Below are 13,399 nucleotides of genomic sequence, written 5' to 3' on the forward strand. Positions count from 1 at the left end.
CCTCCATTACGCTAATCTCTGTAAAAACCGATCGTTCTTTTTACAGCGGCTTCTATGCTTATTTCGTTTTTCTCCAATTCATCAAGCAGGCGCTCATAAGTCTCAAGCGGGGACGTATCAATCTCATAAGTCTCCCGGTGCCTTATATGCTGCGCACTGTGCGGTATCCAGCAATGTGTTTTCGCAAAAGGATAGACGGGCAGGCTGACTTTTTTTGGCCTTTCGTCCGGATATAATTTATTCCAGTCGACATGTAAACCTTGCACCCATAATTTTGCAAGCATTGTATACTTTCCTGCTTCCATCCATTGATCTACGGTCCCGCTCATTTCTGCGTTGTCCGTCATCTCTGTAAACAGCTGTTTCATCGCTTTGTTCCGGCCTGTAAAGAAATTCTGCCCCGTCTCCTTGCCGCTGAGGAAATCATTCAGCGCGTTCGTAAGCTCTTCTTTTGTTTCAGCAATGACGGCTAGGCGCTCTTCCATTTCATCCCGGCCAAGCTGAAGCGTATAAGCGATACCCGCAAGAGCTCCGTCAGCTGAATGTGTCTTTTCCAAATATCTGCGCAGCTGTTCCGCACGTTCCTTCAGCTGTTCCGCCGTCTTTGCCGAGAGAATGAATAAGGACGGCTGAAGTTCACCGGCCGTCCATTGTTTCTCTTCAACAGGAGAAACATATTCTTCGAGCACGACATGAGCGTTGACACCGCCAAATCCGAACGAGCTGACACCCGCTCTCCGCGGCAGTTCATTTCCGCTATCATCAGTCGCCGCTTTCCACGGCTGAGTGTCGCGGACGAAATAAAACGGGCTGCCATCGAGGCTGATATACGGATTAACGGTTTCACAATGCAGACTTTTCACAAGCGTTTTGTGCTGCATCTGCAAAATAATTTTTAAAAGCCCGGCCATGCCGGCGGCAAGCTCTGTGTGGCCGATATTCGTTTTGACGGAACCGAGGCCGCAATGAGGCTGATCGGGTGCCGTTACTCCGGCTTTCTGATAAAGCGCTGCAAAAGCCGCTTTGAGTCCGTTGATTTCTATCGGATCTCCGAGCGCCGTTCCCGTGCCGTGGGCTTCAATATAACTCACTGTACGGGGGTCGATGTTCGCTTGCTGATAAGCTTTTATCATGACTTCTGTCTGTGCTTTCGGATTCGGCGATGTAAGGGAAGCCGCCCGTCCGCCATGATTTTCCGCCGTTCCGCGAATAACGGCATAAATACGGTCGCCGTCACGTTCCGCAGCGGATAATGTTTTCAAAACAATCATGCCCGCACCTTCAGCTCTGACATACCCGTCCGCTTGATCGGAAAATGTTTTGCATCGCCCGTCTTCACTGAGCATTCCCGCTTTATTAAAGCTGATATGCATATCCGGCGACACAATAGCATTGACGCCTCCTGCAATTGCGATGCCGCAGTCTCCGGCCTGAATTGCCCTGACCGCACGGTGAACAGCGACCAATGAGCTTGAACAGGCGGTTTCAATCGGTTCGCTCGGCCCATGTATATTCAGAAAATAGCTCATGCGGTTCGGACCGATTGACGGAACCGTACCGGCGGCGGAAGAACCCTCAATCTCTATATGGAACTTTGAAGCTTCCTGAGCGTAACCGCTGTTTGTCGTGCCTGCAAAAATGCCTGTATTTGTTCCTGACAGGCTTTTGGCAGAGCAGCCGGCATCTTCAATCGCTTTCCATACATGCATCATTAAAAGTCTTTGCTGAGGATCCATCATTTCGGCTTCATGCGGAGAAATACCGAAAAATAAAGGATCAAATTGAGCGGTTTCATCAATGAAGCCGCCCCACTTTACATTGCTCGCATTTTTATCTTTCTGCGGTTCTCCGTAATACTGTCTCCAGTCCCAGCGCTCCGGCGGTATTTCAGAAATGCAGTCCTTTTCTCCGGCTAAATTCTCCCAAAACATTTCCGGATTTTCAGCCATTGGAAATGCACAGCTGATTCCGATTATCGCCACGGGCTCAGGTGCAGCTGCGGTTTTTGTTTTAGGAAGACGGGACGGAATCGAGAATGGCTCCGTCTTCATTTTTTTACGCACAACCGGTTTCTCCGTTTCTGTTTCTGCCTGTGAGCCGAATGTATCCGGATGTTCCGTCAGCAAGTATTGGGCAAAACGAAAGACTGTCGGGTATTCAAAAAACACAGCCGGTGTCAGTTCAAGCCCATACATTTTATTTAGTTCATTTGCAAACTGCGTGAATGAAACCGAATCAAAGCCATAATCTCTCATCTCTGATTCAGCATCTATCTCGTCTTCTTTCACCTTCAGAATGCCTGATATCATATGTTTGAGTTCCGCTTGTACTTTATTCGGCATATGGACGGGCGTCTTCCTTGACACATGAATGCTACGGGACGGTTCCGGCGGTTCCGGCGTTTCAGGCATCAGGTTTTTTCGAATCCGTTTTTCGTCGCCCTCTGCCACCATGACCTGGTGTTCTCCGGAGGCAAAAGCGGCGTACAGCGCTTGGATGCCTGAGGCTGATCGCATGGCTTTCATTCCGGTCTGTTCGTACATCAGCCGTTCGGTCTCTTTGTCCACACGCATACCGCCCTCTTCCCAAAGCGGCCAGTTGACGGACAGGGTCTTCCCGCTCCGCTCGTTGTCCCGCACGAGACGGTTCCGGCGGGCTGCATATACGTCCATAAATGCGTTGGCTGCCGCATAACCGGCCTGCCCCGGATTTCCCATGCCTCCCGCCAAGGAAGAAAACAGAATGAAAAAGTCCAGCCGCACATCTTTCGCTGCTTCATCAAGATTGATAAGCCCTTTCACCTTCGGCGCCATGACGGTCTTCCGTTCGTTTTCTGTCTGGTTCAGAATGTAATTGTCAGCGATCACGCCGGCGCCGTGAATGATCCCGTCGAGTGTTCCGTGCTCCTCCTGTATGCCGCGGACGAGGGCGATGACCGCCGCCCTGTCTGTCACGTCTACCGGTTGATACAATACGCGGGCGCCCGTCGCTGCCAAGCGCCGTAAGCGGGCGGAGCGGTCTTTATCAAGCGCTTCCGCCCTTCCCGTTAATACAAGGACGGCGTTTTTGACGCGGGAGGCTATTTCTTCAGCGAAAATCAGGCCGATGCCGCCCGCTCCCCCGGTGAGGAGGTAGACCCCTTCGTCTTTCCACGGAACGGCGCCGCTTTGAGAGGCCGGCAGATGACGCCAGTTTCTGACGAGACGTTTGCCGTCTTCATAACGGATTTCCGCTTGTTCAGGATGCGCCCGGTTTTCTTTCAGCTTGGCAAGAAGCGCTGATGCTGACTCGTCCGGATCAGCTTGGATGACTTGGCCGTACAGCTTCGGATGTTCAAGGTGAGCCGTTTTCAGGAAAGCGGCCAGCCCCGCCAATACATTGTCTTCCCCCCTGTCGGGGACAAGAAGCTGGATCAGCGTTTTTTTCTTCTGTTTTTCTTTGATAAGACGCGTGACGATCGCTGACAGCTCCGCCGCGCAGGCGTCATAACGGTCTTCAATCGGACCTTCGCTGTCAGCCGCACATACGGCGCCGCTTATGTCCTCAGCGTTCATTCCGCCATACAGCGTCACGTATCTGAAAGACTCTTCTTGTCCGCCGCCTTCACCCGGCGGTGATTCCTGCCACTTTGGCTGAAGCAAGAGCGGTTTTTCCTCCGTTTCCTCTTCCAGAAAACGGGCGGTGAGCCCCGTCAATCGGACACATACCTCGCCGTTTTCATCACACAGCTCAATATGATAGGCGCCTTCCGCTGAGGAAAGCACCGCCCACATCGTCTCACGGCACGCAGAAAACACCTGCATATCCTGGAGGGCAAACGGCAGAAACGGCCGTCCGGACGCGGAACCGTCTGAGAGCACGAGACCGATAGAAGCCTGAAGGGCGGCGTCCAGCATGCTTGGATGCAGAATGAACGGCTCCTTTTCCTCGCGGGCGGACGGCGGAAGAATGAGCTTCGCGAGCACTTCTCCGCTTCCGGCATAGACGGCGTCAAGCGCCTGATGCGACGGTCCGTAGGTGATGCCGAGGCTGTCGAATGCTTCATAGCACTCAGCCTTTGACAAGTGACGGCCGCCGCAGCGCGCCTGAACCGCTTCCACATTGAGAACAGGAGCACGCTCCGTCTCTTCGAGCACGGCCTTTCCCTGGAAAAAGACAAGCGGCTCTTCTCCTTCGGCATACGCTTCAAAAGCGATGTCTCCGTTTTCTTCCGGCTGAAGCTTCACATGAAGCGTCACTCCTTCAGAAAGCGCCGTCACCGGCCGGAGCCAAACGATCTGTTTGAGCCGGACACCCGTTTTCCCGCCCGGCAGGTCTTCAGCGGCAAGCGTAACGGCGGCCCGGGCCATTTCTAAAGCAGCCGCGCCCGGAAGCACCCGTTTTTCATTGACGATATGATCGGCAAAAAACGGTTCATGTCCAGAAAAAACAGAAGTAAAGCGCTGGGCGGTAAAGGTCGATGTATTCGTATGGAGCAGCGGGTGAAGTCTGGCTGCTTTCTCACTTTTCGCTGAGCCTGTTTTGTCAAGTGACACATCAGCTTTTGTGACCCAATAGCGGTCTTTGGCAAAAGGGTAGGCCGGGAGACTGATGCGGCCCGGGTTGCGCTGATAAAGAGCTGACCAATCGACGTCAAGTCCTTTAACCCAAAGGTCAAGCAGCTTTCCGTATTTCCCTTTTCTCAGCCAGGCATTTATGGTAAGCGCCATATCTTCATCAGAAGTGAGTGAAGCCGCCAATGAATGATGTTTGGCTGTCCTGCCCCGCCAGATATGAGCATGTTCGATATTATGATCGTTTGAGAAACTCATAAGCTTCATTTTCAGTTCTTCTATCGACTCGGCCGTAAATGCAAGCCGCTCAGCCATCGGTTCTCTTCCCGCCTGAAGCGTGTAAGCGATCTTGGCTAAATCCCCGTCAGAACGTTTTTTTCTTATGACATCATCCAGAAGCTGGCGGGCGCGCTCTGTCAATTGCTGCTCATTTCGCGCTGATAAAATAATAACAGCCGGTTTTTGCGGAGAAACAGACGCGTTTTCCATTGGTTTCAGGCTGTCAGACGGCACATATTCCTGAATGATGACATGCGCGTTTGAACCTCCTGCTCCAAACGAGGAAATGCCGGCAATTCTCGGATATTCCTTCATTTCACCCGTGATATTCAAGACAGGTCGCTTCCATTCCGTTTCTTTTTGCTGTACGAAAAACGGAGTGTGCTCAAACTCAATATTCGGATTCAATTCCGCCGCATGCAATGAAGGGGCAATCCTCTTATGTTTCAATTGCAGAAGCAGTTTGGTGATCCCCGCAATCCCGGCAGCGCTTTCTAAATGTCCGATATTTGATTTAATGGAACCGATGGAACAAAACTGCCGATCTTCTGTTGTCAGGCGAAAAGCTTTCGTTAACCCGTCGATTTCAATCGGATCACCGAGCGCAGTGCCCGTTCCGTGGGCTTCCAAGTAACTGACCGTTCTCGGGTGAATGTCTGTTCGTTTCAACGTCTCTGCGATCAGATCAAACTGCGCTTTCGGATTCGGCACCATATAAGCGTTTGTCCTGCCTGCTGCGTTCAGCATGCTTCCTTTGATAACACCGTAAATATGATCGCCGTCTTTCTCCGCTTGAGCAAGCGGCTTTAACACAATCGCCCCTACTCCTTCACCGTCAACAAAACCGTCCGCACTGTCTCCGAAAGATTTGCATTTATCACCGGGAGACAGCATTGAAAAAGCGGACAGCCGCTCATAGTGGGCCGGATCAACGATAAGATTGACTCCGCCGGCAATCGCTGTTTCACTCATTCCGCTCCGCAGGCTTTCTGCGGCGAGATGGACAGCTGTTAAAGAAGAAGAGCAGGCTGTATCCACAGCCATACTCGGCCCTTGGAAATTGAACAAAAACGATACTCTGTTTGCGATAGACCAGTCGCTGGGAACTGTCGGGTAATTGCTGTTCATCACACCGACAAAGACTCCGATTTTCCGGCTGTCACAAAGCGTGGCCGGGGTGTACCCCGCATCTTCAATGCTTGAATAAGCAGTCTGCAGAAACAACCTTTCCTGCGGATCCATCCTTTCAGCTTCCGCGGGAGATATACGGAAAAACAGCGGATCAAATGTATCAATGTCATCGAGAAAACCGCCCCATTTTGAATAAATGGACCCCCATTTTCCGCGTTCCTCGTTATAAAACGTTTTCCAGTCCCAGCGATCTTTCGGCACTTCAGTAATAGAATGCCTGCCGGCTTTTACATTTTCCCACAGCTCATCAACGTGATCGGCGCCCGGATACCGGCCTGACAGACCGATGACAGCGATATTCTGGATATAGGGATCTCCGTTCGTCCTTTCGCCTTCCTCGTTTTGAGGAATCTTGTTTTGTTTTACATTCGGGTTATCTGTGTGATCAGACAGCTGTTCCTCACGCACACCCATCGCTTTCATAAATGCTCCCCGCTGAGAAAGAAGCAGGTAATCCGCGATTTCTTCTATCGTCTGATATTCAAAAAAGAGGGTGCTGGTCATTTGGTCAAACACGTTACGAAAAGCATTCGTGAGCCTGACGACCAGAATAGAATCCAAACCGTATGCGGTTAAGGAAACCGACGGATCCATTCTCCCGCTCGGAATCTTCAGCGTTTTTCCTATTAACTCCGTCAGATATGCGATGCCCCGTTCTCTTACGTTTGGAATCGGCGCGGCGCTTTCTGCGGGAGCCTGCACCCATCCGGCGTTTTCGGGATGAGCCCGTCCATTCCCGAATTGCCGCTCGAGCGCTTCTTTACGGGAAGACAGAAAGTAATCAGCAAGCTCATCAATGGTTTGATATTCAAAAAACAAAGTGCTGCTGACAGAACCGAAGACGTCTTTTAACGCGTTGGTCAGTCTGACGACCAGTATGGAATCCAATCCGTATGCGGTTAAAGGTTCATGGGATAAAAGACGATGCGCCGGCACTTTAAGCGCTTCACCGATTACCTTCTTCATCAGTTCAACGCTTTTTTCTCTCAGGCTGAAATGCAAAGTATCATCCGAAAGACCATCTGCGTCATACGGACGGCGCTCCGGCTTCTCTTCTGACGCCTGCGGGAGGGCAAGCCTGACCGTTCCGTCACTTTCAGCCGCTATAATCTGCTGGCCTAAGTCGTGTGCGGCTTCAGCCGGAAACAGAGGATGGACGAACCCTTCAAGCGAAAGCGCTTCCGCCCAGCCGGCCGGCTCAACCCCCGGACAGCCCGGAATCCGTAAATCATGATCCTCATACAGCCACCAGCCTTCAAGAAGGCCGAATGTCACATGGTTGAATATGGTACGGCTGTTGATCTCATTTATAAACAGCTGGCCGTTTTTTTGCAGCATTGCTTTCGCATGGCGCAGCGCAGAGCGGATATTTTTTGTCGCATGAAGCACATTGGTCGCAATCACTGCGTCATACGTGCCGATGTCCGGCGCTTCTGTTGATACCGGCTGCTCAGCGTTGAATATTTTATAAGTGACATAAGGATATTCCGGACCGAATATGTCTTCTGCATGTAAAAGAAATGCTTTAGAAATATCCGTGAAACAATATTCGGCAATATGCGCTTCATACGGTTTCAATTTTCTCATGACCGCGGCGCTCGTCCCGCCCGTTCCGGCTCCGATTTCTAAAATGCGGATTTTCACCTGCGGGTCTTTTTCCAGACGTTCCTTCAAAACTTCAATCAATGTGTCAGCAAGCTTGTCATTGAAAAAATCAGAAATGATATTATTGCGGTAAATGCCTTCCACAAGACGGAAGGAGGAGTCAGGGAACATCACTTCCGTTGCCGGAAGCTTACCGGTTAAAATGTCTGGAAGCACACGCAATGTCTCTTCTGCCAATTTGACATGCGCCCTCATGTCTTTCTGGCGCAGCCAAGTCTCTTTTTTCCGCTCCCATTCCTCCCACACCTGCCCTAGATCCGTTTTTTCCGGAGCAAGCGCTAATTCAGTCAGGAGGACAAAGCTCTCTTTCAGCCATCTGCTGTATTGTTCCGTTATGCCGGCAGCCGATTGAAATAACGGCAAAGCCTGATCAAGACCGGCTCCCATCTCATAAAGGGTTGATACTAGCATTTTTTCAATAAGGGATTCCAACTCTCTCATGCAGCTCATGACACTTGATGCTTTTAACCGCTCAGCTTCGTCATTGTGCGTGATGTTAACCGCTAATTGTCCGAGTGCGGAAGGAATCTTTTCCGGATAAACCGTTACTTGTTCTTTCAGATCGTCTTTCATAAAAACCGGATCTGTCGTTTTGATCAGCGCCAGCTGGTCATGAGGTCCGGAAAGCAGGGTTTCCAGCGTTTTCATCGCTTCGGGCGCCTCAATAGAAGCGATTCCGTCCCGCTCCATCCGTTTCCGGTATTGTTCTGAGGCCACGACGCCGACACTTCCCCAAAAGCCCCAATTGACAACTTTTACAGCATACGGCGCTTTCTGTGAGATCCGCTTAGCAAAAGCGTCTTTAAACGTGCATCCGGCGGCATAATTGCTCTGTCCCGGCGCTTTTTGAAACGACATCATCGAAGAGAAAAACAGCAAGAAATCCAGTGGTTCCCCTTCAGCTACCCGGGCAATCTGCAAGCTGACATCAGTTTTTGCAGAAAGTGAAGCGCGGAATTGATCCTCTTCCATATTGGCAAAACTTCGGTCTGATAACACGATGGCGGAATGAATAATTCCGCGGACCTTTCCATTTTCCTTCACAATGGTGTCAAACGCCCGTTTGAGAGAGTCATAATCCGCAGCATCCGCGCTGAAATATTGCGGTGCGGGACCTAAAGCTGCGAGTCTTTTCAGTTTTCTTTCAATCTGTGTATCTTTTTTCCTTCTCCCGATCCAGACAATTTTCGCCTGATAGGTCTGAATCATATATTCAGTCCATACTTCTCCTATTCCGCCTGCTCCGCCGATAATCACATAAACCCCGCCGTGCCGGTATAATGAAGGCTCATCTGTATGAGGCCGGCAGACGGCCAATTGCTGGCGGTGCCACTGACCTGCACGAAAGACCCACGGATTTCCCTCGGGGTCCGCCGGTAAAGAGAAGACATCAGGAAGATGCCGGTCTCCCCTTTGAGATTCCAAATCAAGAAGCCGGATGCTCCAATTGCTGTATTCTTTTGCGAGCGACCCCGCTAATCCGTGTATGCTTGCATGACTCGGATTGACCTCATCATGTTCATGAATCGGCTGTGCTTGAAACGTGCAGATTGTCAATAATAGTTGTTCCGTGTCAAAATTCAGAAGCAGAAGCGCTTTTATCAGCCGGAAAAGCTGCATGACCCCGTGCTCCTGTCCGTCGGCCGTATCCGCATCATAAACGGATGGAACGGGATGATCCGGCGCCGCCCATATCATGTGTTGAAAAGAACCTTGCGCTTTCACTGTTTCAGCCATTTGTTCCGCGCTGTCCAAAGAAGTGATGTCCGGAAAACGGACATCGGAATACATCTCTTTCAAAGCCTGCTGAAAATCCGGCCCGGCCCCGATGACGATTATTTTTTCTTCACGCATGAAAGGCATGCCGGTTTCCGGAATGGTGACGGTGTTCCAAACCGGTGTCATAAGCAATTCCGTTTCACGGCTTTTCTTCGGCGTGACGCCGGCTTTTTGGTTAAACCCGGCGCTTTCCTGCACCTCTTTTATGATAAAATCTTTCACTGCCGCCAACAGCACCCCGCGCTCATCACAAATATGCAGATCAAATTGGTGAACGGAGGCCGCTTTTACCTCCGCATGCACAAATACGGTTTTCGCTAACGGTTCAAGCAGCTGTATTTCTCCGAAGGAAAACGGTACGATAAGCGCAGGCTCTTTTTGAAATTGCAGCACATGCGCCATTGCGGTTTGAACAGCGCCATCCATTAAGGACGGATGTAGGATGTACTGTTTAAAATCGGCTTCCAAGTGTGACGGGAGCGTTAATTTGGCCAGTGCTTTCCTTTCTGTATAAGAGAATTCGCGGATGACCTGAAAACTGTCCTTTTGCACGATTCCCGCCTCAGAGAACGAGTGATAGATGTCTTTCGGCTCCGTTCTGTGCGCAAATGGCGCCGGGAGCTGAAAGGCCGGGGCCTCAAAAGACGCTCCTTTTTCTTTACAAATCACTTCTCCTTGCGAAAAGAGGGTGCCGTCCGCTCCTTTTTCTTTAATGACATAGCTTATACGCTCTTTTTCTGCTTCAAACTCTATCATGACGGATCTTGGGTCTGTCCCTGTCACAATCGGCTCCATGTACCACACACTTTGAAGAGAGACGGCCGGGCGTTCTCCCCACAATGCCGCGCCGTATGCCGCCATTTCCAGATGACAGACTCCGGGAAGCACATATTTTTCGTTCACTAAATGATCTTTAAAGAAATATTCATCCTTGGAAAATATCTTTTGAAACGTCCCTTTCCGGGCGGATGAAACATTCTCATCAAGCAGAGGATGCAGCGCTTCACGCCTTTTGATATTTTGGGGCTTTTTTGTATACCGCTTTTTTTGATCGGTCAGCCAGGACGTTTCCTTTAAAAACGGATACGTAGGAAGCGGAACTTTCTGATACGGCGTTTCCGGCTTTTTGCAACCTTGAAGGCCTTTCACCCATAGCGCGGCAAATTTCTCAGGATCTGAAACAGACTGGCCTGAAACGTCCGGCCGCCCGGGTGAGGCTTTTCCGAAGTAAATATGCCTGTCATCGCTGTGACCGCTTACAAATCCGTCCAATCGCTGTTTCAGCTCAGAAAGGGATGATGCAATGACAGCAAGCCGGAAGGAGAAAGGCTCTCTGCCTGACAATAAGGTGGCAGCGATATTTTCCAGACTGTATCCGCCGGCAGAAGGCGAGTTTTCCAATCGGGCAAGAAAGAAGCTCAATTTCCCGGCATATTCTTTCAGCTGCTGTTCGGAATGTGCGCTTAATACGACGGCATGAGGTTTTTGCTCAGTATTCCCGTCCGCTTGCCGTTTTGGCTGATAAGCACCTACGATCAGATGGGCATTAGAGCCTCCTGCGCCGAATGAACTGATTGCGGCGATTCTCGGTTTATCTCCTTCAGCCGGCCACGGCCGGTTGTTTCGGACGACATAAAATGGCGAATCAGAAAAAGAAATCTTGCGGTTCAGTTCCTCGGAGTGCAGACTGGCGGGAAGCGTTTCATGTTTCATGCTTAAAAGCACCTTGATTAAACCGGCGATCCCTGCAGCCGCTTCCAAATGTCCGATATTGGATTTCACCGAGCCGATTCCGCAGTCATTTTTCTCATCGGTCTGTTTATCAAATGCCATAGAAAGGCCGCGTATCTCAATCGGATCGCCGAGCGCCGTGCCGGTTCCGTGAGCTTCAATGTAGCTGATATCCGCCGGACTTACCGCGGCTCTGTTTAGAGCGGATAAAATCAGGTCCCGGTGCGCTTCCGGATTCGGCACCGTATACCCGGCCGTTTTGCCGCCGTGATTAGTGGCGGACCCCTTAATGACACCGTAGATGTGGTCTTTGTCCGCAATCGCTTTTTTCAATGGTTTTAACAAAACGGCTCCCGCGCCTTCGCCGGGCACGTAACCGTCTCCGCCTTCACCGAAACTGCGGCATTTTCCTTCAGAAGACAGAAAATGCGATTGGCTTAAAAACATGTATTTTTGCGGATGTAAGCTGAGGTTGACGCCTCCGGCAAGCGCCATTTCACAGTCGCCCGACATAATGGCCTGACAAGCCTGATGGACGGCGACAAGCGATGAAGAACACGCCGTATCAACAGCAATGCTCGGGCCATGGAGATCAAGGAAATAAGAAACCCGGTTCGGAATGCCCCAATATAAGGAGCCGGGGCCTTTGTACTGATCTTTGAGGAAACCTTCTTCGTGTGCAATTAATGAATATTCATTCCAGGTCACTCCGGCGAATACACCAATTTGATCCGTCGGCCTCGCCGCCGGGTTCCCGTAACCGGCATCCTCCATCGCTTCCCAGCAGCACGTGACATACAATTTTTGCTGAGGGTCCATTAAATCAGCTTCCCACGGGGAAACAGAAAAAAACAGCGGGTCAAATTGATCCGGATGATCAATAAAACCTCCCCATTTACTGTATGACGCGTATTCTGCCGTTTTCTCTTCCGAGTAATAAGAGCTGTCCCATCTGTCCTCTGGGATTTCGGAGACACAATCTTTATTTTCCATTAAATTGTCCCAAAAATCATGCTGGTTTTCCGCTTTCGGAAACATCCCGCTCATTCCGATAACCGCAATATCAGAGCTCCCGTCCGTTGCCGGTTCAGGCACCTTTTCAGCCGCCTGTACAGGAAGCAATTCTTCTTCCTGCCGGCTTCCCGTATCAGGCTCCGTTTCTTTGAATTCAAGAACGCTTTCGGGATTTCGTTTCTGCGCACTTAAAAACTCACTCAATTTCTCAATGTTCGGATATTCAAACAGCAGCGTTTCAGAAAGGCCGGTAAATTCTTTATGCAATATGGTCATGATTTCTTCACTGATGAGAGACGTCACGCCAAGAGTAAAAAAAGCGGTTTTATCTTCCGCTTCGGTCATCTCGGCACCCAGCTTTTGCGCTATTACCGTTCTTAAAAATTCGTTAATACATTTCATGAGGATACCATCCCTTGTACAAAAGAATTTTTCTGTGCTTTAACAAGTTAATCCGCCGTCTATGGCCATTGTCTGTCCGGTCATAAAGGACGATTCAGGAGAAAGCAGGAAACGAACGAGTCCGGTCATATCGTCTGTTTCGCCTAAACGCCCCATCGGCGTCCTTCTGATAATCTGCGATTTTTGTTTTTCCGGCATATTTTTCGTCATATCGGTGTCCACAAAACCGGGCGCAAGTGAATTGACACGGATTCCTTTAGACCCGAGCTCCCTGGCCAGGCTTCGCGTCAAGCCGTCAAGAGCCGCTTTGGATGCGCTGTAGACTGAAGTGCCTTTAAATCCTCTTGAGCCGATAATGGAGCTTATGTTAACGATTGATCCGGAATTTTGTTTCAGCATGACACGGGAAACGTTTCGGGTCAGCTTGATGACTGAACCGATATTCAGATTGAGTATGCGGTCAATGTCTTCATCATTGGTCAGGGGCAGCAGCTGATCAAGGTTCAAACCGGCGTTATTGACCAAGCCGTCTATTCTGGAAAACTTGCGGTATACTTGAAGAACAAACTGTTTCATGGCGGCATCATCCGCCGCATCCGCCGCTTCCCAATAAAAGCGGCCGCGGTACTTTTCACTCTCTCTCAATGTGTTAATAAAATCAGATTCACTGCGGCTGAAAGCGGCTACTTTGTAATCCTCATCCAAAAGCGTCTGTACAATCGCTTTTCCCAGCCCCCGGCTTCCTCCGCTGACGACCGCTACTTTTCCGTTATTCATATTTGCCT

The 13,399-nt window shown here is 50.4% G+C and carries 2 protein-coding genes; both read right to left on the minus strand.

Features of this window, described 5'->3' with window-relative positions; genetic code table 11:
* Positions 1–11: 11 nt before the first annotated feature.
* Positions 12–12,614 carry a type I polyketide synthase gene (locus tag JNUCC22_RS11170; RefSeq protein ID WP_216061731.1) on the minus strand — a complete coding sequence of 4,201 codons (12,603 nt, stop codon included), beginning with the start codon at positions 12,612–12,614 and terminating at the stop codon, positions 12–14.
* A 39-nt stretch (positions 12,615–12,653) separates the two neighbouring features.
* On the minus strand, positions 12,654–13,391 hold the full coding sequence (locus JNUCC22_RS11175) for an SDR family oxidoreductase (protein WP_007408405.1): 738 nt from the start codon (positions 13,389–13,391) through the stop codon (positions 12,654–12,656).
* Positions 13,392–13,399: the final 8 nt, after the last annotated feature.

It is taken from the genome of Bacillus sp. JNUCC-22 (genome assembly GCF_018861275.1).
GTDB lineage: Bacteria > Bacillota > Bacilli > Bacillales > Bacillaceae > Bacillus > Bacillus velezensis.

Bases quoted from the DNA above. Each gene is read 5' to 3' on its own strand.
- JNUCC22_RS11170 (WP_216061731.1), bottom strand. From the start codon at position 12,614: ATGAAATGTATTAACGAATTTTTAAGAACGGTAATAGCGCAAAAGCTG.
- JNUCC22_RS11175 (WP_007408405.1), bottom strand. From the start codon at position 13,391: ATGAATAACGGAAAAGTAGCGGTCGTCAGCGGAGGAAGCCGGGGGCTG.